The sequence below is a fragment of the Microbulbifer maximicatervae (SeqCode) genome (assembly GCF_052467825.1).
The window spans coordinates 2,805,733-2,826,917 of the sequence record NZ_CP174327.1; the positions used below are offsets into that span (position 1 = coordinate 2,805,733).

General features: G+C 47.3%; 21 protein-coding genes. 17 read left to right on the forward strand and 4 right to left on the reverse strand.

Annotation, left to right across the window (positions count from 1 at the left end):
* The first annotated feature begins 1 nt into the window (after nucleotide 1).
* The 3 genes from ACJJII_RS12455 (at nucleotide 2) to ACJJII_RS12465 (ending at nucleotide 1,702) form a co-directional block, all read left to right on the forward strand.
* Nucleotides 2–382, forward strand: a complete 381-nt coding sequence (locus ACJJII_RS12455; protein ID WP_282931699.1) for an MmcQ/YjbR family DNA-binding protein — start codon at nucleotides 2–4, stop codon at nucleotides 380–382.
* A 45-nt stretch (nucleotides 383–427) separates the two neighbouring features.
* Nucleotides 428–1,282 carry a thioredoxin gene (gene trxA, locus ACJJII_RS12460; protein ID WP_444916397.1) on the forward strand — a complete coding sequence of 285 codons (855 nt, stop codon included), beginning with the start codon at nucleotides 428–430 and terminating at the stop codon, nucleotides 1,280–1,282.
* Between the two features lie 72 nt (nucleotides 1,283–1,354).
* Nucleotides 1,355–1,702, forward strand: a complete 348-nt coding sequence (locus tag ACJJII_RS12465; RefSeq protein WP_444916398.1) for a YqfO family protein — start codon at nucleotides 1,355–1,357, stop codon at nucleotides 1,700–1,702.
* Here the strand turns inward: ACJJII_RS12465 and ACJJII_RS12470 are convergent.
* Together ACJJII_RS12470 and ACJJII_RS12475 are read right to left on the reverse strand one after the other, a co-directional pair.
* Nucleotides 1,699–2,238: a DUF4124 domain-containing protein gene (locus ACJJII_RS12470; protein ID WP_444916399.1), complete on the reverse strand. Its 540-nt coding sequence runs from the start codon at nucleotides 2,236–2,238 to the stop codon at nucleotides 1,699–1,701. The two genes, ACJJII_RS12465 and ACJJII_RS12470, sit on opposite strands and share 4 nt — an antisense overlap.
* A 48-nt stretch (nucleotides 2,239–2,286) precedes the next feature.
* Nucleotides 2,287–2,826 (reverse strand): NUDIX hydrolase, encoded by a 540-nt coding sequence (locus tag ACJJII_RS12475; protein WP_444916400.1) that lies wholly within the window; start codon nucleotides 2,824–2,826, stop codon nucleotides 2,287–2,289.
* Nucleotides 2,827–2,895: 69 nt separating this feature from the next.
* On the opposite strand from ACJJII_RS12475, the gene ACJJII_RS12480 reads away from it, so the two are divergent.
* From ACJJII_RS12480 to ACJJII_RS12490, 3 genes are all read left to right on the forward strand, one after another.
* A complete protein-coding gene (locus ACJJII_RS12480; protein WP_444916401.1) occupies nucleotides 2,896–4,218 on the forward strand; it encodes an efflux RND transporter periplasmic adaptor subunit in 1,323 nt (440 codons plus the stop codon).
* A gap of 12 nt (nucleotides 4,219–4,230) precedes the next feature.
* On the forward strand, nucleotides 4,231–7,404 hold the full coding sequence (locus tag ACJJII_RS12485; RefSeq protein WP_444916402.1) for an efflux RND transporter permease subunit: 3,174 nt from the start codon (nucleotides 4,231–4,233) through the stop codon (nucleotides 7,402–7,404).
* Between the two features lie 134 nt (nucleotides 7,405–7,538).
* Nucleotides 7,539–8,150, forward strand: coding sequence for a CoA pyrophosphatase (locus tag ACJJII_RS12490; protein WP_444906063.1), 612 nt, complete (start codon nucleotides 7,539–7,541; stop codon nucleotides 8,148–8,150).
* Between the two features lie 26 nt (nucleotides 8,151–8,176).
* Here the strand turns inward: ACJJII_RS12490 and ACJJII_RS12495 are convergent, their stop codons facing one another.
* On the reverse strand, nucleotides 8,177–8,692 hold the full coding sequence (locus ACJJII_RS12495; protein ID WP_444916403.1) for a nuclear transport factor 2 family protein: 516 nt from the start codon (nucleotides 8,690–8,692) through the stop codon (nucleotides 8,177–8,179).
* A 322-nt stretch (nucleotides 8,693–9,014) separates the two neighbouring features.
* Between ACJJII_RS12495 and ACJJII_RS12500 the strand changes: the two genes are divergently transcribed.
* Together ACJJII_RS12500 and ACJJII_RS12505 are read left to right on the forward strand one after the other, a co-directional pair.
* Complete coding sequence (locus ACJJII_RS12500; RefSeq protein ID WP_444916404.1) at nucleotides 9,015–9,371, forward strand: hypothetical protein; 357 nt, start codon at nucleotides 9,015–9,017, stop codon at nucleotides 9,369–9,371.
* A gap of 375 nt (nucleotides 9,372–9,746) precedes the next feature.
* Entirely contained in the window at nucleotides 9,747–10,508 is a 762-nt protein-coding gene (locus ACJJII_RS12505; protein ID WP_444916405.1) for a hypothetical protein, read from the forward strand.
* A 58-nt stretch (nucleotides 10,509–10,566) separates the two neighbouring features.
* Here the strand turns inward: ACJJII_RS12505 and ACJJII_RS12510 are convergent, their stop codons facing one another.
* Nucleotides 10,567–11,445, reverse strand: a complete 879-nt coding sequence (locus ACJJII_RS12510) for a LysR family transcriptional regulator (RefSeq protein ID WP_444916406.1) — start codon at nucleotides 11,443–11,445, stop codon at nucleotides 10,567–10,569.
* A gap of 111 nt (nucleotides 11,446–11,556) precedes the next feature.
* Between ACJJII_RS12510 and ACJJII_RS12515 the strand changes: the two genes are divergently transcribed.
* The 9 genes from ACJJII_RS12515 to ACJJII_RS12555 all read left to right on the forward strand — a co-directional run bounded on the left by ACJJII_RS12515 (nucleotide 11,557) and on the right by ACJJII_RS12555 (nucleotide 21,122).
* Nucleotides 11,557–11,934: a Cif family virulence factor gene (locus ACJJII_RS12515; RefSeq protein WP_444916407.1), complete on the forward strand. Its 378-nt coding sequence runs from the start codon at nucleotides 11,557–11,559 to the stop codon at nucleotides 11,932–11,934.
* An 11-nt stretch (nucleotides 11,935–11,945) separates the two neighbouring features.
* Nucleotides 11,946–12,857 carry an alpha/beta hydrolase gene (locus ACJJII_RS12520; RefSeq protein ID WP_444916408.1) on the forward strand — a complete coding sequence of 304 codons (912 nt, stop codon included), beginning with the start codon at nucleotides 11,946–11,948 and terminating at the stop codon, nucleotides 12,855–12,857.
* Between the two features lie 422 nt (nucleotides 12,858–13,279).
* Nucleotides 13,280–13,690 carry a hypothetical protein gene (locus tag ACJJII_RS12525; RefSeq protein ID WP_444916409.1) on the forward strand — a complete coding sequence of 137 codons (411 nt, stop codon included), beginning with the start codon at nucleotides 13,280–13,282 and terminating at the stop codon, nucleotides 13,688–13,690.
* Between the two features lie 540 nt (nucleotides 13,691–14,230).
* Nucleotides 14,231–16,048, forward strand: a complete 1,818-nt coding sequence (locus ACJJII_RS12530; protein WP_444916410.1) for an ABCB family ABC transporter ATP-binding protein/permease — start codon at nucleotides 14,231–14,233, stop codon at nucleotides 16,046–16,048.
* A gap of 66 nt (nucleotides 16,049–16,114) precedes the next feature.
* The gene (locus ACJJII_RS12535; RefSeq protein ID WP_444916411.1) at nucleotides 16,115–17,836 is read left to right on the forward strand and encodes a DUF8614 domain-containing protein; all 1,722 of its coding nucleotides are present in this window, start codon (nucleotides 16,115–16,117) and stop codon (nucleotides 17,834–17,836) included.
* 219 nt (nucleotides 17,837–18,055) lie between these two features.
* Nucleotides 18,056–18,880 (forward strand): right-handed parallel beta-helix repeat-containing protein, encoded by an 825-nt coding sequence (locus ACJJII_RS12540; protein ID WP_282931727.1) that lies wholly within the window; start codon nucleotides 18,056–18,058, stop codon nucleotides 18,878–18,880.
* A gap of 407 nt (nucleotides 18,881–19,287) precedes the next feature.
* Nucleotides 19,288–19,944, forward strand: coding sequence for a glutathione S-transferase family protein (locus tag ACJJII_RS12545; RefSeq protein ID WP_444916412.1), 657 nt, complete (start codon nucleotides 19,288–19,290; stop codon nucleotides 19,942–19,944).
* A 264-nt stretch (nucleotides 19,945–20,208) separates the two neighbouring features.
* Complete coding sequence (locus ACJJII_RS12550; RefSeq protein ID WP_444916413.1) at nucleotides 20,209–20,763, forward strand: hypothetical protein; 555 nt, start codon at nucleotides 20,209–20,211, stop codon at nucleotides 20,761–20,763.
* 20 nt (nucleotides 20,764–20,783) lie between these two features.
* Nucleotides 20,784–21,122 carry a YnfA family protein gene (locus tag ACJJII_RS12555; RefSeq protein ID WP_444919275.1) on the forward strand — a complete coding sequence of 113 codons (339 nt, stop codon included), beginning with the start codon at nucleotides 20,784–20,786 and terminating at the stop codon, nucleotides 21,120–21,122.
* Nucleotides 21,123–21,185 lie beyond the last annotated feature (63 nt).

Sequence of the window (21,185 nt, forward strand, 5' to 3'; positions counted from 1 at the left end):
CATGCAAAAAGGCACTTTGAGAGAGTATTTACTATCGCGACCGGAAGCTATCGAGGATTTTCCTTTTGGCCCGGATGTAGCGGTATTTAAGATTAAGGGGCGTATGTTTGCTACCTTAAGCTGTTACCGCGGGGTGGACGCCAGTAATCTCAAGTGTGATCCCGATGAAGCCCAGGCCTTAAGGGACATCTTTTCCGGTGTTATCCCGGGTTACCATATGAACAAGAAACACTGGAATACGGTGTTGTTGGATGGCACAGTGCCCGATTATGAGATTGAGCGAATGGTAGATCGCTCATATGGTCTGGTGGTTAAGGGGCTTCGCAAGCTTGAGCGGGAGTCCCTGGAACTGGCCTATGGAGCGGAGCTGCTCTACCGCTAGAGGCCCCTGAGAATAGAAATACCCAGATTTAGTCTAGGAGAGGATGTGAACGAATTTATTGTCGATGTAACGGCAGAGAACGCCCAGCAAATTCTGATTGAAGAGTCCATGAAGCGCCCGGTAGTGGTGGACTTTTGGGCCGATTGGTGTGAGCCGTGCAAGCAGTTGATGCCGGTGTTGGAAAAACTGGCCAATGAGTATAGTGGTCAGTTTTTATTGGCGAAGGTCAATGCAGATACCGAGCAAATGCTGGCGGGTCAGCTGGGTGTACGCAGCTTGCCCACGGTAATGGTTTTAAAAGATGGCCAGCCGGTAGATGGCTTTGCCGGTGTGCAGCCAGAGACACAGATTCGTGAGATGCTGGATAAGTATCTGCCAAAACCCTGGGACATAAAGTTGCAGCAGGCAAAAGCGTTAATCGGTGAAGATAAAGTGGCGGAAGCCCTGCCGCTGTTGCGTCAGGCTTACACGGAATCTTCTGAGCGCACTGATATCGCCAAACAACTGGCTGCTATCCTGCTCGACCAAAACCGTGCCCAGGAAGCGGAGACTGTGCTCAGTAAAATTCTGCTGGCAGATCAGGATGCGGAATACCAGCAGCTGATGGCTCAATTGGAGCTGAAGCAACAGGCAGCGGAAACTCCAGAAATTCAGGCTCTGCAAAAGGCGCTGGAAGAAAACCCTGCGGATAGCGATTCTGCTTATCAACTGGCTGTGCAGTACAGTCAGGCCAACCGCTATGAAGAAGCATTGCAATTATTGCTGGATATTTTACGTAAAGACATGGGCTTTGCCGATGGTGCTGCCAAGCAGACGTTCCTGGATATTGTAAAAAGTTTGGGTGCTGGCGACCCTGTTGCCACTCAGTTCCAGCGCAAGTTAATGACTATGATGTTTTAAAAATACTCTGCCGGTAAACAAAGGGGCCCAAGAGGCCTCTTTGTTTTTTGGGGAAGAGAAGGACGATTATTAATGTATAAGCTCTGTGTTTATATTCCCGAGCCGTACTTGGAAGCGGTAAAGCAAGCGCTATTTTCCGTGGGTGCAGGACGTATTGGCGACTACGATAGTTGTTGTTGGCAAGTTCTGGGAGAGGGACAGTTCAGGCCGCTGGATGGGAGTCAGCCATTTATTGGTCAGTCGGGCCAGGTCGAGACTGTGATGGAATACCGTGTGGAGATGGTCTGTGCCGATGAGCTGGTGGATGCTGCTCTCGATGCAATGCGAGCAGCCCACCCCTATGAAGAACCGGCGTTTGACCTCTGGCGATTGGATGAGCGTTGCAGTAGTGCCGGCTTAAATAAAGCAGAGGCCTCTTAAAGGCTATCGAGTACTTTTTGTCGTTCGTGGCTTTTTTGCTCGATCGCTTTCGCATCTTCCAGTAATTTTGAAACGCTGGTGTGATGGGTCGGCAGTTTATTTTCGGCGGGGCTACTATCTTCAACGATCGAGTCGGATCTCAACTCAATAGGGTCATTGGCAGTGACTGTATTCATAGGCTTGACGCGGTGAATACGCACGTGTGAATCCAATCCCTCCGGCACGGTGTCTGAGAAGTGCCAGTTCCCATCTTTATCTTTCCAGGTAAAAACCTCAGATGTTTGCTTGTCAGAATCCCCTTGAGATACGAGCTCGCTGGAAGCTGCCAACTCTTCAATTTTTGACACTGATTCCTGGGTGGTTTCGCGCACACTTTGCATAGCTCGCTCACCGGTTTCGCGAATCGCTGAAATATCCGGTTTTTGCGGCAGCCAGTCGGAGGGTGACATGATGGGTTTGCCATCTGGGCCCGGTAAAATCATAGGCAGGACAACGCCTACCAGTAACAAGGCACCGAGCATTGGAAAGTATTTCATGCAAACATCCTTTTAATGCAGGGTCATTAACTAACTAAGTAAAGTGGTTTACAGCTTTCGATTGATGACACCGCGGTGTAACTGGTATTGCCCGATACGGGTATCTTCGAAATAGTGCTCCAAAGTGCGGTGCATAATGGGAAATGCAATCTCCCTCCAGGGAATTTCGTCTTCGCGAAATAGCTCAACTTCGAGCGATTCAGGCCCGGGTCCGAAATTCATATCGGTCAATTCACCCCGGTACATCATGTAGACCTGATTGATATGGGGAATATCGTAGACGGAGTAGAGCTCGTCCACGCGGATACTGGCCCGGGCTTCCTCCCAGGACTCCCGCAAGGCGCCCTCTTCGCTAGTTTCGCCACTCTCCATAAACCCGGCAGGCAGAGTCCAGAGCCCCAGGCGCGGCTGTATGGCGCGCTTGCACAGCATCACCTTGTCGCCAACGTAAGGGACAACTCCGACAATAACACGGGGGTTGATGTAGTAAATGGCGCCGCAATTGCCACAGATGTGGCGGGGGCGGTCATCGCCCTTGGGAATGGAAAGTGTTACGGCGTTACTGCCGCATTGGCTGCAAAATTTCATGGCGTCAGTATACCCATGCGAGATTTGAGCGCCAGCTTCAGGACCGGTTGACGCCTATAGTTGTTAGTGATGTTGAAGTATAAAGGCGGTATCTACCCTGCGATGGCGCATTTTTTTCTGCTCGGACTAGTGCTCCTTGCCCTTTGCGCCTGTGGCGGTAAAGGCGAAGAGGAAAAGGCGCCACCTCCCCCGCCAGTAGAAGTGCTGGTTGTTAGGGAGGAGCCTGTTATCCCCCGCTTTGAATTCGTCGGACGGGTAGAGGCTACTGATGAATATCAAGTCCGCCCACGAGTACAAGGGTATATCCAGAGCCGCAATTTTACCGAGGGGGAAACCGTCCAGAAAGGGCAGTTACTGTTTGAAATTGACCCGCGCCCTTTTATTGCCGAACTGGCGAATCAGCGCGCCACTCTGGAACAATCCCAAGCTTCCCTGAGAGTTGCTGAGCGGAACTTCCACCGTGGCCGACGTTTGGTGGCCACTGGGGCTATCAGCCAGGTACAGATGGACGAGCTTGAAGGTAATTTTGAGGAAGCGGAATCCCAAGTCGATGCCAATCGCGCCAAAGTGCAAAGCGCTGAGCTGGACCTTTCTTATACCAAAGTTTACGCGCCACTCACTGGAAGAATCGGGCGTACAGAATTTCCAGTGGGTTCCCTGGTGGGGCCAAGCACCGATCCCCTGGCCACCATCGTAAAAATGGACCCCATTTATGTGCTCTTTGAAGTGCCTGAAGAGCAACTTTATGCGGTGCAGGTGGATTCCCAGAGGCGGCAGCGAGAGGGTTTAAGTCCCACTCGCCTGGATGTACGTATTGAGTTACCCGACGGCAATTACTACCCCCATAAGGGCAAAATCGTATTTATCGATAATCAGATCGACCCCAATACCGGATCGGTAGCGGTGCGCTCCCTGTTTCCCAATCCAGGCCAACTATTAGTACAGGGCCAGTTTGCCCGAGTTTCCATAAGCGTCTACACCGGCAATGACGCCCTGAGGCCGCTGGTACCCCAGTCAGCGGTCATGGAGGATATGCAGGGGCGTTATGTCTTTGTTTTGGGCAAAGATAATATTGCGGAGAAGCGCTACCTGACCTTGGGGCAGAGGGAAGGGGAGTTGTGGGCTGTAGATCGCGGGCTTGTCGCCGGTGAATCTGTAATCGTTAATGGTTTGCAGAGGGTTGTCGCAGGAAAGCCGGTGACGCCGCAAAACACCCCTAGAAACCCCTACGATGTTGAAGCGCCACCAGCCCCTCCCGCCGAGCAAAGTAGTAGTTCTGCGGCGAAATCTGGCTCTACAGACAGTCAAGGGGAGAGAGAGCTACGGGTAATTGATGGGGAAGCGGCACCAGCAAGCCCTGAATCTGAGGGGCATGACGATGACTACAAATAGCTGTCGCTGCCCATGATTAGTGCCTTTTGTATCCGGCGGCCACGATTCGCCTTTGTTATTTCCATATTGATCACCCTCGCTGGGATACTCTCCTTGCCACAATTACCGGTGTCGCAATTCCCTGAAATAACGCCACCGACCATCAATGTCGCCGCCACGTTTGCCGGTGCCAGCGCCGAAGTAGTGCGCGATAGTGTGGCTGTGCCGATTGAGTCGCAAGTTAATGGTGTGGAGGGCATGGATTATATGTCTTCCACCAGTGGCAATGATGGCTCCTACAGTCTCACAGTGACATTCAAGCCTGGCTACGACGATGACATCGCCCAGGTTAATGTTCAGAACCGGGTGGAGCAGGCCACTCCCCAGCTACCTGAGGATGTGAAAAGAGATGGGGTGGTAGTTTCCAAGCAGAGCACCACGCTGTTACTAGTAGTCAATTTGTTTTCCCCAGATGAAAAGTTTGATGAATTATTTCTGGCAAATTACGCCGAGATTTATTTAAAAGATGAATTGGCGCGGGTGCTGGGGGTGAGCAGTGTTGTTATTTTTGGCTCGCGCAATTACGCCATGCGCCTTTGGCTCGACCCCAACCGAATGGCCTCGTTAGATGTCACCGCCCAAGATGTTATCTCTGCTGTGCAGGCACAGAACGTAGAGGTAGCTGCCGGTCAGATCGGGGCGCCACCGATCCGCCAAGATCAGCAGTTCCAATACAATATTTTGGTGCAGGGGCGCTTGGTCTCTCCCCGCGAGTTTGAGGACATCACCATCCGCGCCAAGCCCGATGGTGCCATGGTAAAAGTCAAGGATGTGGCGAGGGTGGAGCTGGGAAGTGAATCTTACTCTTCCTATGGGCAATTGGATAACCAGGCTTCAGCAGTGATAGGGGTGTACCAGCTGCCCGAGGCAAATGCGATCGAAGTGGCCGATGGCATTAAGGCCAAGGTTGCTGAGTTGTCGAAGCGCTTCCCGGATGGGCTGGAAGCGGAGATTCTCTACGACACCACCTTGTTTGTAGAAGCGTCAATTAAAGAAGTCGTGGAAACCCTGATTATTGCCCTGATACTGGTAATCCTGGTGGTTTTTTTGTTTCTGCAGGATTGGCGCTCTACGCTGGTACCAGCCATTGCTATTCCCGTATCCCTGATAGGCACCTTTGCCTTAATGCTGGCATTTGGGATGACGATTAACACCATCACATTGTTTGCCTTAATTCTGGCGATAGGCATAGTGGTAGATGATGCGATTATCGTGGTGGAAAACACCCAGCGGTTAATGGCTGATGGCCTCCCGCCAAAGGAAGCCGCGCTGGAATCCATGCGTGAAGTTACCGGCCCCGTTATTGCTACTACCCTTGTTTTGTTTGCAGTTTTTGTCCCGGTAATGTTGATGCCGGGAATTACGGGAAAAATGTATCAGCAGTTTGCTGTCACCATTTCAATGGCGGTGGCCATTTCCTCCCTGAATGCACTCACACTAAGTCCGGCTCTCTGTGCCAGTTTGTTAAAGCCGAGTAAAGACGGGGAAGTTGCCGGTATTAAGGAGACCGGTATTTTTGGTTTCTTTAATAAAGCTCTGCATATTTCTACAGGTTTTTATGTGGGAATGGTGAGGGCTTGTATCAAAATACCGCTTATCGGTATCGCCTCAATTATTCTGATTTTATTATTCTGTTATTTGCTCTTTACCCGAATCCCCACCGGTTTTATTCCCGATGAAGATCAGGGCACGTTTATGTTGCACGTGCAGTTGCCAGATGGATCTTCCCTGGAGCGAACCGGACCCATTGTCAATCAAGTGACCGATGTTCTAATGGAAGAGCCAGGTATGGCTCATGTGGTTGGTGTGCCCGGTTACAACCTGCTTACCAGCAGTGTTTCTTCCAATACGGCAATGATGTTTGCTGTGCTAAAACCCTGGGATGACCGCACGAATAGAGAAGATAGCCAGTTTGCCATTATGGATCGGGTACAGAAAAAATTATCTGCAATTCCCGATGCGCAAGTGCTGCCGTTTGTCATTCCACCACTTCCGGGTATTGGCACTGTTGGTGGATTTGAATTTGTACTCGAAGATCTACAGGGGCGAAGTATTACTGAATTGTCACAGGTCTTGTTTGACCTGCTGGGCAATGCCAATCAGCGCAGTGAAATCTCCCAGGCCTTTACCAGTTTTCAGGCCGCAACACCGCAGCTTGAATTAAAGGTGGATAAAGAAAAATCGCATGTGCTTGGGGTCCCCCTGCCGGATGTGTATTTAACGTTGCAAACCTTTTTGGGTGGCTATTACATCAATGACTTTAACCTATATGGAAAGGTCTTTCGTGTAATCGCTCAGGCCGATGCTCAATTTCGCGATAAAGAGGAAAATCTGGCTGGTTTTTATGTTCGTGCCAATAGTGGCGGTTTGGTACCGCTGACTTCTATCTCAACTATTACTCCGGTGGTCGCGCCCCAAACAATAACCCGTTACAACTTATATAACAGCGTCACTATCAATGGATCACCGGCACCGGGGTATTCCAGTGGCCAGGCGATGGATGCTATGGAAGACTTGGCATCAAAGTTGCCAGAAGGTTATGGATACGAATGGACGGGCATCAGCTTACAGGAGGTGACCGCGGGTAATCTGGCCCCAATCCTGTTCTCTTTGGCCGTTATATTTGTCTACTTGTTTTTGGTCGCCCAATATGAGAGCTGGACTATCCCCTTTGCAGTGATGTTGTGCGTCCCCATTGCGATTGGTGGCGCTATGTTTACGGTATTTATCGCGGGGTCCATCAACAATCTCTATACGCAGATCGGCTTGGTATTACTGATTGGGATGGCAGCAAAGAGTGCGATTCTGATAGTAGAGTTTGCCTGCGTGGAACGCGATAAGGGGCGGTCTATTGCGGATGCGGCTCTTTCGGCCACGCGCCTGCGATTCCGCGCGGTATTAATGACGGCCATGTCCTTTATTTTAGGGGTAATTCCACTACTGGTCGCCACCGGTGCTGGCGCAGTGAGCCGGGTTTCCCTGGGGCTGGTGGTCTTTGGCGGTATGTTGGCTGCGAGTCTCTTCGCCACTTTGCTAGTGCCTGTGTATTACGCCTTGGTGCAAACGGTGCGGGAAAAGCTGAAAGGGGGCTATACCCCCAAAATTGATGAGGATAAGACCGTGAATGGTGGGTCTGAATCCACCTGAGCCAAGCTGTTGATTGTGTGGTAGGGTGGTAAGTCACAAATGGATATTGTGGCATATCGCTCAGTGTTACCGCTGAAAAACGGTATGATGAATGTTATGGAGCCCCCGCAGCGATCGGGGCAGGGCACAGATTTATGCTAGAGATTATTGAACAGAAAATCGTAGGGCAAATTGAGGACTTGGAAGCAAGGGTTCCGGCAGGACCTGACCTGCAAGGCCATGCCGCAGTACTGATTGCCCTGACAGAAGAGCCGGACCCTCAAGTAATTCTAACTAAGCGCTCTGCAAATCTCTCCACACATTCCGGTGAAGTTTCTCTCCCTGGGGGGCGCTGGGATGCCACGGACCCATCGCTTCAATTTACCGCCTTGCGTGAGGCGGAAGAAGAAGTCAGCCTACCTATGGATGACGTGCGCGTACTCGGCCCCCTTTGGCCTCGGACTACGCGCTGGCAAGTACATGTGACTCCTTGGGTAGGGATAATTTCACCGGATATCCAATTGTTCCCAAACCCAGGAGAATTGGATGCAGTATTTCGAGTCCCCCTGTCTTTCTTTCTTGCAGACCCGCGTATTCGCACTGATCGTATTATTATTGATAACCAGGAAATATACCTTCCGGCGTATATGTATGAAAACTACGAAATTTGGGGCTTTACTGCAGGGGTATTAACCGAATTTTTAGTGAAAATATTAGGGGCATCAATAGGGCGCCGCGATGATGTGCCGCTGCGTGCACTTAATTAGCTCGGCTTACTAAATAGGATTTATTTTTATTTTTGGGGAGGTTCAGGTATTGGCTCACCTAAGTCATCCCAAGCATCTATTAATATTTTCATTATTTTTCCGGCATCCGGGTCGGCGCTGAGGATTGGGAAATCAGGAGCTTCAGGAAGTTTAACTTCTTCTCCTCGTCGACATTCGATTAACCAGTTGTCATCGACTTTAACGAGTTTGTCCCGGTACTCTCCAACAGCAGAAATGCGATAGCCGGATCGTGTTGCTATGATTTCTACGGTCGTTGCTTTCCCTGAGGCGGATTGCCCATCTTCAGAAATAAAATGTAGGGGGGAGCTTGTAATATGCCGGCTTCCCAACTTGCTGTGAACCGCTGCGTAGCGCTCCAGTTTTTCTCTTCCTCGAATCATAATATTGCCATGCTCAAATCGGCCATTGGGTGTAAATAATGAAGCCCAGCCTCGGGCATCATTACTGTCGATAGTTAATGTATAACGGGCGAGTAGATCACTAATCGCTAGTCGATCTTTTAGCTGTTGAATCTCATCCATTTCTTTACCTTGACCTTTATCGCCAGTAGATATTGAAGAGGATAGTTTCTAGTGATGGTTTTTGGGGGATTCATCAGGGTGTATTAATCAAAACTTGTTATCTAACCCCAAATCCTATGAATAAGTTAGAAAGAATTTTCGGAATGGGAAGGCGTTTGTGTGTAAAGAGGAGCAATGTTGCTTGCCTTAAGTCTTTGTCGTTTGATGACTGTTTCACGGTTTTAGCCAATGACAGGGCTTATTTGAGACGGAAGTACTGGATATAGTTTAGAGTTCTTATATTCTTAATCCCTCTTATTATAAATGCTATTGGATTACTTGAATGAGATCTCTTTCTTTTTTCTGTGTGTTGCTGGGAATCGGATTAATCCAGGCTTGTGCAATGTCTACTGTACCCCCTAAGTACCAGGGCCAATGGGCTGGAACCCAGGATTCCTGTAATACTTCTTCAGCGGTCGACTCAATGACTCTGGCGGACAATGGCATTCAATTTAGTGAGTCTTCAGGCGAGTTAATGTCAGCCAGCCAGAGTGATGGCAATCTTCATTTGGTTCTTAACATGAAAGGTGAGGGGGAGACGTGGACGTCGGAGGAAGTTTACTCTCTTGCCTCTGGTGGAACGGTATTAGTACGTTATACCAAAGACTCAACGCATAAGTACTTTCGCTGTAATAGGTAAAAGTGGGGGTGTACTGCATATTCAGTTGAAAATATCAATGTAGTTTTTTGCTGAACCTAGTGCTATTCCAAAGTTGTAGTCTACTGCGTCTTTAGAGATTGGTTAGGTATAAAAATGATCGGCATTTAGATGCCGATCATTTTGAATGTGAATGTATGTGAAAAAATGATCTAGCGATATCCTCAACAGTTTAAATTCCTTTCTACTTGAGCTGGATGATTCTAGAATCATTTATTGAACTCCTCATGTATATAGACTGAAAGTAACTTCTCTTTTTGTGATAGCTGTATCGTTTTTATGCCGTCAAATTGAATCAGGTTATAAGAGATTGTTAACCTGAATATTATATTGATGTTTAATTGCAGGGATATCAGTGTGAAGCAATTGGGAGCTAAAGTACCTTTATTAATATTTTTAGGAGTGGTTTCTATTTTTCTGCTGGGTTGCAGGTCTGATTTGGATTGTAATAAGCAAATAAACATCCTGTTTATCGGTAATAGTTATACTTTTCCTCTTCCGCCAATCATAAAGCAAATTTCAGGGGAAAATGGAGTTGATGTCTACTTCGAAACTGCTGCTTCCAATGGTTGGACCTTGAAAAAACATGCTAATTCAGAGATCACTTTATCCGCGATACGCCAAAATGCCTGGGACTTTGTTGTGCTCCAAGAGCAGAGTCAGCTTCCATCTTTTTCTAAGGCTCAGCGCTTAGAAGAAATACATCCTTATGCCAAGAAAATCTGTCAAGAAGTTTCTCTCTCTGGAGCGAAGCCATTACTTTATTTAACTTGGGGGCGTAAAAATGGTGATACTCAGAATGTACCAACTGATACAAGAAGTATGATGCAGGAGCGCCTCAGAGTGGGATATCAGGATATAGCAAATCTTTGTGGGGCCTCAATAGTGCCAGTCGGTCAAGTATGGGAAAGTTTAAGTTCATCACCTGATGCTATTAATTTATATACGCAAGATGGAAGCCACCCCAATGCTGCAGGCTTGTTATTGACCTCGTTAGTCTTTGCTCGATATTTTAAGGGGGAGTCATTGGTAATGTCGAGTAAAGTTGATAATCTTTCTGAAGAGATTGTTTTTAGGCTTGCTGAAATAGCAAATAAAGCAAGCCTAAAATTAGAGTAAGAGAAGTAGAAAGACTCTTGAATTATAGCGTTAAATAGTTTCTGTTATGTGTCTAGTTTCAGCAATAACACGACAACTGGGCCTTAACAGCTTTAATAAATGTATGTACCTTTACAGGAGGTCGCTTTGAAAATAGATGCATATAATGAATGGGGGCAGCGGCAACAGATGTTATTGGACAAAGTGTGCCGGTATCCACTTTTTTTCGAGTGATAATATCGGGCAACCTGGCAATCCCAATTCCGGCTTCGGTTAACTGTACTATATCGTGTAGGGAGTTACAGCGAACCTTAGGCGTGGCTTTTACCTGAATCCCACTTTTCAATTCATACTTTAATGGCATGCCCTGCCAATCATTAGCGATATGCGGCCAATTTTGTAGTTCAGTAAGGTCTGAGGGAATGCCACATAGCTTTTCAATAAGCTGCGGGCTGGCGTAGAGACTTTCTCCTAACAATCCCAACTTTGAAACTTTTGCCGATTGAAGTGCAAGACTGCCTACGCGAATGGCCAGGTCTACCTGCGACTCAATCAAATCCATGGGTGAGTCATTGGCTAACAGCCTGATTCTCAGTTGCGGGTGCTGCTCGGCCAGCTTAATGATTGCAGGAATAATTACTGGCTCGCACAGTGCGTGAGGCGCTGTTACAGATAGGGAGCCCGCCAATTTGTCACCGCTATTCCTAAGACCCGCTATTGCTGAGTTATAAATATCTTTGATCTCCCGGCAATGGGCGTAAAACTCTGAGCCGGCCTCGGTGAGAGATAGGGAGCGGGTACTGCGGTAAAGCAAGCGGGTGCCGATATCAGACTCCAGCCGGGTAACTGCTTGGCTTACTGCTGATTTGGTGCGCTCCAGGCGGTCGGCTGCCAGTGTGAAGCTGCGCGCCTCTACAACGGCTAGGAATACCTGCATATCCTCCAGACTTGGCCTCATTGTTTAATTTTCCTAAACACTAATATCAATTAATGGATGTTTATCACAACTATGGGCATGGGGCAATCTATAGGCACAAGGTCGTTACCTATTACAGAAGAGGATTTTGATATGAGCGATATTCTGATTGAGAAAACAAAAGCTGCCAGTGAACAGTGGAAGTCTTACTTCAATAGTGGCAATGCAGCTGGGTGTGCATCCATGTATGAAGAGCAGGCTCAGATGACTGCCAAACCCTTTGGCCAGTTCGAAGGTCGAAAGAATATACAAGCTTTCTGGCAAAATCTGGTAGATCAGGGTTTTGCAGATGTGACCTATATTGGCGCAAAAATTGAAGTAGTGGATGAAGTCTCAACCGTACTCTCAAGTAATTGGAAAATGAACAACGCAGAAGGTGTCATCACTCGTGAGCTCTGGGTCCTACAGGAGGACGGTACTATGCTACTGCGTGATGACCAGTTCGAAGCTATAAATCCAAGCGAAAAGTAAGGGTGCTAGCCGTGAGTGAATTTTGGAATAGCTTTACCCGTGAGAAAACGGACGAGCAATATAACCCTACGTTGTGGACCCGCCGCCTTCCAACCGATCTGCTGCTGCCTTCTCATGCTGAGTTTACTGGCAGTCGTAGCTCGGCATATCGCAGCGGGATTAAGGACGGTTTGCAAACTGTCGATTTTGGGGAAGGTGATTTAGCTGGCTCGATGGATATTTTCAGGTCAGACGAAGTTGCTGAGGATGCACCGGTCGTAATTTATATTCACGGTGGCTGGTGGCAGTGGTTTTCAAAAGAGCAGTTTTCTTTTCTGGCTGAGCCTTTTAATAAAGAGGGATTTGCGGTTTATATGCCGGGTTACCGTATGGCCCCGGATTGGGAAAATGATACTCCAATGGAGTCTATTGTCTTACAGATGCAGTGGGCAATGGCTACCATACTGAAAGAGGCTGAAGAAAGAGGGGCTCCATCTGTGTATCTTGTGGGGCATTCGGCAGGTGGCCAACTGGTAGCACTGTTGCATCAAACGGATTGGAGTCAATTTGGTGTACCGGCATCTGCTCAAAGTAAGTTTAAAGGTGCATTTTCCCTGGCAGGACTATTTGACATTCGGCCACTGGTCAATAGTTTTGTCAATGACGCCATTAATATGTCGATGGAATCTGCCGAAAAGGTAAGCCCCCAGCTGCTAGAGCCTGGTATTGACACAACCGAATGCCCGCTACATTTAATTGTGCCTGAATTTGATACGCCAGAGTTTTTTCGGCAGACCAAAGAGTATCAGGAGAAAATGCTAAAAATGGATAATCCCTGTTATTTCAAGTTAGCGAATAATCGGGATCATCTTGACTTGATAGAAAACCTAGTTAACGATCAAGATGAAGTTATGAATTACATGATTAGTAATATGCAAGAGTAGTTTTAAGAAGTTATTTTTAATTCTGCTGCTGAAATTAAATTAATTGAATTTATTTGATTTCCTCTGTTGGTTGGGTAGGCCTCAGCTTTTTCGGTTGAGGCTCTATTCGACATAAATAGTGCCATATGCTTTGCCCGTCGACGGGATGGCGTGATTCTTTTGGTTTCTAGTGTAATAAATTGTTAGTAGGTCTCGACATATCCGTAGATTTTCTTCATGCCGGTAAATATCTATCAGGTTGATATATTTTTTTAAATGGTTCTTTGCTGGGGCTAAGCATAAAGTTGTTTTCGTTGTCTAGGAAGAAGGTTGTTTGATTCAAAATAAATCTGTTTTCGGGTTTGCTAAGTGATAAATGACAGGTCTTTAGTTTTCATGTTTTTACACGAGGTTTGATTTAAATAAATTAAGGAGGATTTAATATGCCAATGGTCAATTTCTCTACATTGGTAGTGCCCCGGGGGTTGAATGTACCAACGGAACAGGATTTTGAGGATGCAGTTGAAGGGTATATTGATGTTGAGGCTTTGGGGGCGCTAATTCCCCTGGGTACTCAGGATGTTTATGTTCCTGGCCCCAGAACATTTGCTGGATTCAAGTACGAGTGGAGCTGCACTGCCTTCAGGTGGTCTGTCTGGGGGCATGGCCCAGATTCGAGAGCAAATCCTAACCATTTAGCTGCGCAAGAGTGGACGCTAAGGGTTAAAAAAGGTAACCGATTTCTAACTTATGCTGAGGTTGGTCTTGGACCAGGCAGAGCTATCTTTCCCGGAACTCGTTGGGTTAGGGGGAATAATGCACAATATTCGCATATTCCCCTTATGTTAACTTGATAAGATGAATAAAAAGTTACTTATATAGTGGCCCGCCGACTTAACTGACGTTGCTTAAAGATTGGTTTAGATATGCTGTTTTTTACAAGTTAAGAAAGGCGGGCTTAAATAACTCTTCTTGTTAAAGAAATAGACTAAGAATCTCATTCTATATGTTTAGAGGTTGATAATTCAGTATTGTTAATTCCCTGTGTATGAGAATGTCACCGTTAAACTACCCTAATAGATAAACAGTTCTGGGCGAGCAGGAAAAAAATAATAAATAGCTAGCTAGCAAGGAAAATGCACACGAGTTTTATTGTAAGGTTTAGCTATAACCGGGCCGTAATTTTATTGGGCAAACTTCAGGGTTTATAAGGTTTCGCCAATTGGGGTTTTTCTGAAGCAATATGATTAAGTCTGGCGGCTTACTGTGTCTTTATGAGTTTAGAAGGTAGATCCTATAAGGAAATACATCTCTTCCCCATTTGAGAGTAAGCGTCTATATAAATCTAATCTACGAATTATAATGGGCGCTTGTTTCCTCCTCCTGGATAGATTATGCCGAGACCCAAATCCACTGTCTCTTTGGATGAGGTGCATTGGGGTGCACTCAAAACCCTCTTCCCTTACCTATTGGAATTCCGCCGCGCCGTAGTCTTGGCGATCCTCTGCCTGATTGGCGCCAAGGTTGCGGGTGTTACCCTGCCATTTTTGCTCAAACATATTGTCGATGACCTGGATAGTGCTGGGGGCATGGCCCAGGCAATGGCATTACCTTTGGGGCTGCTGTTGGCCTATGGGGCTGTACGCCTTTCCAGCACTCTGTTTGGCGAATTGCGAGATACGATTTTTGGTCGTGTCACTGAGCGGGCCCAGCGCCGGATCGGGTTGGAAGTGTTCCAGCATTTGCACAAACTGGACCTGGATTTTCACCTGAACCGCCGTACCGGCGGGCTCTCTCGGGATATTGAGCGGGGCAATAGCGGCATCGGGTTCCTGATGCGGTTTATGGTCTTCAATATCGTACCCACGCTGGTAGAGATAGCTATGGTGGCGGGATTGCTCTGGTGGAATTACAGCGGGTTATTTGCGCTATTAGTGCTGGCGGCGGTGATTATTTATATCGGCTTTTCTGTGGTAGCCACTGAATGGCGTACGCGCTTTGTCAGGGAGTTGAATGAGGCGGAGTCACAGGCCAGCAGCCGTGCAGTTGATAGTCTGCTCAACTATGAGACCGTTAAGTACTTTGCCAATGAGCGACATGAATCCGGTCACTATGACCGGGAGCTGGCCAGTTGGGAGAAGGCCCGGCGTAAGAACAGGCTGTCCCTGTTTGGCCTGAATAGTGGCCAGGCGCTGATTATTGCCAGCGCAATGTGTGCAGCAATGGTTCTTGCCGCGGTAGGAGTCACCAAAGGCACTATGACCATCGGTGACTTCGTATTGGTGAATGCCTTTATGATGCAGATCTTTATACCGCTAAATTTCCTCGGCTTTGTGTACCGGGAGATGAAAGGGGCATTGGCAAATATTGAGAAGATGTTCTCTTTACTTGCGGTAAAACCTGCTGTGGAAGATCTTCCCCAGGCGGCCCCCCTCACCGTGATGGAGGGTCGAATTGAGTTTGATAACGTCCAGTTTGGCTACAAAGATAATCGCCAGATCCTCAAAGGCATCAGCTTTGCTGTGGAGCCACGGCAAAAAGTGGCAATTGTTGGCGCTAGCGGTGCAGGTAAGTCCACCCTCTTTAAGCTCCTGTTTCGTTTTTATGACGCTAACAGCGGTTCCATTTCCATCGATGGCCAGGATATTCGCAGTGTTTCCCAGGAGTCGCTGCGCAGGGCTATTGGTGTTGTGCCTCAGGATGCAGTGTTGTTCAACCAGTCGATCCGGGAGAACGTGCGTTACGGACGTGTAGATGCCTCAGATACTGAGGTGGATGAGGCGATCCGTCACGCTCAGCTGGAAGGCTTTGTTCAGCAGCTGCCAGAGGGAGCCGATACCCTGGTGGGGGAGCGGGGGCTCAAATTGTCCGGAGGGGAAAAGCAGCGGGTTGCTATCGCTCGGGCCCTGTTGAAAAAGCCTCCGATTATGATCTTTGACGAAGCGACCTCATCTCTCGACAGCCACTCTGAGCAGGGCATAGTGGCATCCCTGCAGGATATTGCCCGCGAGCAGACATCGTTAGTGATCGCTCACCGCCTCTCCACAATTGTGGATGCAGACTGCATTCTGGTAATGGATCAGGGCGGAATAGTCGAGCAGGGAGCCCACCGGGAATTGATGCAGGCTGACGGACACTACGCGGCCCTCTGGCGTATGCAGCAACAGGAGCGTGGAACTGAGACCCAGGCGGCCGAGGTGCCTACGCCATGACGGTTGATAAATCCCTACAGCCAGACTAATGTGGCGCCGATACAAAAAAATGATAGGCAGAGCGATATGACCATTCCTTTTCAGGCTACCAAGATAGCGGCAGCAGTGTTGGCACTGGCCCTTGTTGGCGCTTGTTCCAAAAAAGAGCAGCAGCCCGAAGAAGTTGCCAAAGCGGAAGCTGAGGCTCAGATTGTAGAGTCCAAGACTGTACCTGTGCCCTCAGGCCAAAAGGTAGAAGATGCGGATAAGCGTTTTGATATCTATGTACCGGTTGAGCTCACTGCAAATCTAAGCGGTCTCTCCGACAGCCAGCGCAAAATGATTGGCCTGCTGATTGATGCCAGCCAGATTATGGATCGCTTGTTCTGGTTGCAATCCTACGGCCCAGCTGAGGAATTGCTGCCGGATATTGAAGACAACCGCGCTCGTAAGTTTGCCGATATCAACTATGGCCCCTGGGATCGCCTTAACGACAATAAGCCGTTTATTGTTGGTTATGGAGATAAGCCCCTGGGTGCTAACTTCTACCCAGCGGATATGACCCGCGAAGAGTTCGAGAAATGGGACCAGGCAGGAAAAGACGGCTTGTACTCGCTGGTACGCCGCAATGAGTCTGGCAGTCTCGAACTGGTGCCTTACAACGAAGCCTACAATGCGGACCTGAATAAGGCGGCCAGCATTCTGCGCCAGGCAGCTGAACTGGCTGAGAGCAAGGAATTTGCTAACTACCTCACCATGCGTGCCGATGCACTTCTCTCCGATAATTTCCGCCCCAGTGATATGGCCTGGATGGATATGAAGGAGAATGATATCGATGTGGTTATTGGTCCTATTGAAAACTATGAAGACCAGCTGTTTGCCTATCGTACCGCTTATGAGTCCTACGTCCTGCTGAAAGACAAAGAGTGGAGTAAAAAACTGGCCAAGTTTGCCGCTCTGCTGCCCGAGCTGCAGAAGGGTTTGCCGGTTGAGGAAAAATACAAATCTGAAGAGCCCGGTACTGATTCAGACTTGAATGCCTACGATGTACTCTTCTACGCCGGCCACAGTAATGCTGGCTCCAAGACTATCGCCATTAACCTTCCCAATGATGAGGAAGTACAGCTGGCCAAAGGCACTCGACGTTTGCAGCTGAAGAATGCAATGCAGGCCAAGTTTGACAAGATCCTGGTGCCGATCAGCGATGTATTGATCGCAGAAGATCAGCGCAAGAATATTACCTTCCCGGCTTTCTTTGCCAACACCATGTTCCACGAAGTGGCCCACGGTTTGGGAATTAAAAAGACCGTAGAAGGCGGCAATAATGTTCGCCAGGCTTTGAAGGAAACCTCCTCCGCCCTGGAAGAAGGTAAGGCTGATATCCTCGGTCTGTACATGGTTACCCGCTTGCATGAAAAAGGTGAGTTGGAAGAGGGCCAGTTGATGGATAACTATGTCACCTTCCTGGCGGGTATCTTCCGCAGCGTACGTTTTGGTGCGGCCAGTGCCCACGGTAAAGCCAACATGATGCGCTTTAACTACTTTAAGGAGCAGGGTGCCTTCACTCGCGATCCCAAGACTGGTCAATACAGTGTTGATTTTGAAAAGATGCAACAGGCGATGACCAACTTGTCTCGTTTAATCATTACTATTCAGGGTGATGGCGATTACGAGAAAGCCAAATCATTGCTGGAGACCAAAGGCGTAATTGGCCCTGAACTGCAGGCTGATTTGGATCGCCTGGCCGAGGCCAATATTCCGGTTGACGTTACCTTTATTCAGGGTAAAGAAGTACTCGGTTTGAAGTAATTTTCTTACCTTTTGTTTAAAAAACCCGGCACCCGCCGGGTTTTTTTGTGCCCCTAAACTTTATCCCCGCACGATTTGTAATTTTCCCCGCTGATTGCAGCTTAGTACTTTAAGTACTTTTTCTTATGGCGGAATTAATAGTCACGTCCAAACTAAGGAGGCGGTCTGTATCCCGGGCAAGGAAATCCAACTCTTATACACAATTGATAGAGGTTTTACATGGATATTAAACAGTCAGTTATTAAGTCATTAATATTAGGCGTAATGGGGCTATTTACAGCGTCATACTCTTTTGTAGCTTCAGCTCAGGTATCCTGTGGTGATGTTATTACAACCGCCGAAGTGCTTACACAGGATTTATCCTGTGACCTTACTGCTGCTGAGCCAGATGCCCTTACGATAGTTGGTCCTGAAGGTAGTTTGAGTATGGGAGATTTTTCTGTGACCTGTGATACAGGTGCGGGATTTGGCGGTGCTGGAATACGTATCCTGGGTCAAGGTGCGGTGTTGACTGGCGGCACCATTAATGAATGTTTTGACAATATTTTTATAGGCGGTGTGGGTTATCACACGGTGGTCGGAACTGAGCTAGTTGGTAGTGTTGACGATGGTATTGATATTGACAGTATCTTTAACAATATTAGTGGATGCATAATCACTGATAGTGGTCGAGTAGGTGTTGATATGGATGATGATTTTAATACTCTCTCTTCTTGTGTTGTATCGCTCAGTGTCTCTGATGGAATTCAGGTAGATGATAGCTTTTCAAATGTGTTCAATAATATATCTACATCCAATGGTGGAGCAGGAATTCTAATCGAGGGCTCATCCAGTAATATAATCTCCCAAAATTTAATAGCAAGTAATGATGGTGGAGGTATCGTTTTGGAATTCACGAGTTCGACTAATAATGTCATAACTGGAAATTTCTCTGAACTTAATCTTTCCTTTGATTTATATGATACGGTTGACCCCGATTGTAGTGGCACCAACACTTGGTACGCTAATGTTGCCATTACTAAAAGTCCAAGCTGCCTGGATTGAATTTTTTGGCGATTTTCGAAACTTACTAACAAGGGAGAAGGAAAGAATACACTGCGCTCGGGACCCTATGAGGCATGGATGCCGATTAGGAGCTTACAGGGATGTATTCACTGCGTGTCTCGAGTGCGGTGTATTCTTTCCTTCCACCCCAGTAGTAAGTTGTGTCTCTTAGGCGATTCAATTGAATAGTGAGAGCTAACCTAAACTTGAGCCGCCTTTTGGTTTCTTTAAGTTTGTGAGGCGATTCAAAAAAAATAGCTGTTTGTGATGAGGCATTGATGGCTATGAACCGTAGTGTTGTTAATGCACAATAAATTTGATGCTATATTCTAATTGTTTGGCGGTTAAGCGGTATAATTGAAGCTCCCAATTGATCAATATAATTCAACTATAACAATGGATTAATTATGTCTCGTGTTCTGTACTCGGGTACTAAAAATGCATCCACTTGGGCCTTTAGGGCTTGGTTGGCATTGCGTGAACAGGAAGTTCAATTTGAGGAAGTGGTTGTAGATATTCGCCGGCCACAGCGATTCCAGAATTTACAGCGTATAGGAGAGCTATCCCCTGCGAGATCAGTACCCGTACTGGAAGAGGGGGAGATGATTATTTTTGATTCCTTGGCCATTATGGAATATGCCAATGATATTGGTTCTGGTGAACTGTTACCTCAAGATCCATTGATGCGGGCCCGAGCCCGGGCCATGCTTAGCTGGCAACATTCTGGATTGTCCGGGTTGTGTCCACGCCTATCCTTTGAAAGTGCATTTTACCCCGACAAACGCCCAATGACCCCCGAAGAAGAGATGGATGCGGAGCGCCTATTTGCCGCCTGGGAAGGAGAGCTTGAGCAAAATGCTGGCCCTTACTTGATGGGTGCTTTGTCCCTGGCAGATTTAGCCTTTGTGCCAACAGTGATAAGAATTTTCTCCCACGCCCCAAATTTGCAGCCCTGGCCGCTTACTAAACAGTGGATAGACCGGTTGCTGGGGCGTGAAAGCGTAAAAGAGTGGATGTCAGAGGCCACTGAACTGCCGCCGGTAGTACTGTCGGATTATCGGTAGGGACTAACTTCCGCAGAGATCAGGATTTTTTAGTGACTAAACCCGTTAGGTGAAGCTGAACCAGCTTCACCTTTTTTACTATTAGTGGCGTAAATTAATCGGAAAAAGAAGCAGGGTACGTATTTTTTATCGTAAGAAAGTTTCAAGCGCAATCACTGGCTAATAGTGATGCCAATGAGGTCTAAACTGTGCTGGGTTAACCAGTGCGCCAGTTGATGTTTGAGGCGATCAATTTATCAAATATTAAGGATAATATTTAGATCAATGAAAAGATTAGCCTTTAGTCTATGTTTCTTGTTGAGTAGTGGGGTACAGGCATCGTGCCACTTAGAAGAATATGAACGCTTTATCAATACTCAAAGCTTGGTAATGCTTGAAGCATCCGTGAAACTATTTGAGGAGGATAAGGAGAAGTTTAAAATAATTAAACCATTTGTAAAATTGGAAGTGCGCAATAACAAGCTTAAGGTTTATGTGGCGAAGAAATTGAGTGAGAAGGAATCCACCGTTCTTAACTTTGAAGGCCCTATTGCGAATTACGTTCCCAGCGTATCGGTGCAAATTATGCCGGATGGCTCCATACGGGATAAGGTTGATTTGGCGATGTCTGATGATGTTTTTTATCGCACAGAGAAAACTGCCATGGCGCCACTGCAAAGTTTATATATGTTTAACGAGGGAATGAATGCGGCGGAAAAGAGAAAATTCACACGTGCAAGAAACTCCCTGAGTAAGCATATGGAGACCATCGAACAATTTTCATATATGAAAAGAGCCTTCACAATGCGTCTTGAAAATGTTTGTCCGGTAAATAGCTAAATATTTAGACGTTCATGCTGCTGTTTGAAATAAAAACTATAGCTTTGTTCCTGGCTACGGCGCTTGCAGAGATAATAGGCTGCTACACGGCTTACTTGTGGTTAAAGCAGGGTGAAAGTATTTGGTTGCTAGTGCCAGGTGGTATTAGTTTGGCAATATTTGCTTGGCTTTTGACATTACATCCGGCCCCTGCGGGTCGGGTGTATGCGGCGTATGGGGGAATTTATATTTTTACTTCAATAATGTGGTTATGGCTGGTTAATGGCGTTAAGCCCACCATTTGGGATGTGAGCGGTGCCGCTGTAGCAATGCTGGGTATGGCTATTATTATGTTTTCACCGAGGCAGATGATCAATTAGATTTGATAAATCTACGCCCTTATTTAAGGGTGACTTTGTGATTTATCCTTAAAGCTGAGAAAT

Coding starts and splice junctions, on each gene's coding strand:
- ACJJII_RS12455 (WP_282931699.1), top strand. CDS start 2: ATGCAAAAAGGCACTTTGAGAGAGTATTTACTATCGCGACCGGAAGCT.
- ACJJII_RS12465 (WP_444916398.1), top strand. CDS start 1,355: ATGTATAAGCTCTGTGTTTATATTCCCGAGCCGTACTTGGAAGCGGTA.
- ACJJII_RS12470 (WP_444916399.1), bottom strand. CDS start 2,238: ATGAAATACTTTCCAATGCTCGGTGCCTTGTTACTGGTAGGCGTTGTC.
- ACJJII_RS12475 (WP_444916400.1), bottom strand. CDS start 2,826: ATGAAATTTTGCAGCCAATGCGGCAGTAACGCCGTAACACTTTCCATT.
- ACJJII_RS12480 (WP_444916401.1), top strand. CDS start 2,896: ATGTTGAAGTATAAAGGCGGTATCTACCCTGCGATGGCGCATTTTTTT.
- ACJJII_RS12485 (WP_444916402.1), top strand. CDS start 4,231: ATGATTAGTGCCTTTTGTATCCGGCGGCCACGATTCGCCTTTGTTATT.
- ACJJII_RS12490 (WP_444906063.1), top strand. CDS start 7,539: ATGCTAGAGATTATTGAACAGAAAATCGTAGGGCAAATTGAGGACTTG.
- ACJJII_RS12495 (WP_444916403.1), bottom strand. CDS start 8,692: ATGGATGAGATTCAACAGCTAAAAGATCGACTAGCGATTAGTGATCTA.
- ACJJII_RS12500 (WP_444916404.1), top strand. CDS start 9,015: ATGAGATCTCTTTCTTTTTTCTGTGTGTTGCTGGGAATCGGATTAATC.
- ACJJII_RS12510 (WP_444916406.1), bottom strand. CDS start 11,445: ATGAGGCCAAGTCTGGAGGATATGCAGGTATTCCTAGCCGTTGTAGAG.
- ACJJII_RS12515 (WP_444916407.1), top strand. CDS start 11,557: ATGAGCGATATTCTGATTGAGAAAACAAAAGCTGCCAGTGAACAGTGG.
- ACJJII_RS12525 (WP_444916409.1), top strand. CDS start 13,280: ATGCCAATGGTCAATTTCTCTACATTGGTAGTGCCCCGGGGGTTGAAT.
- ACJJII_RS12530 (WP_444916410.1), top strand. CDS start 14,231: ATGCCGAGACCCAAATCCACTGTCTCTTTGGATGAGGTGCATTGGGGT.
- ACJJII_RS12535 (WP_444916411.1), top strand. CDS start 16,115: ATGACCATTCCTTTTCAGGCTACCAAGATAGCGGCAGCAGTGTTGGCA.
- ACJJII_RS12540 (WP_282931727.1), top strand. CDS start 18,056: ATGGATATTAAACAGTCAGTTATTAAGTCATTAATATTAGGCGTAATG.
- ACJJII_RS12545 (WP_444916412.1), top strand. CDS start 19,288: ATGTCTCGTGTTCTGTACTCGGGTACTAAAAATGCATCCACTTGGGCC.
- ACJJII_RS12550 (WP_444916413.1), top strand. CDS start 20,209: ATGAAAAGATTAGCCTTTAGTCTATGTTTCTTGTTGAGTAGTGGGGTA.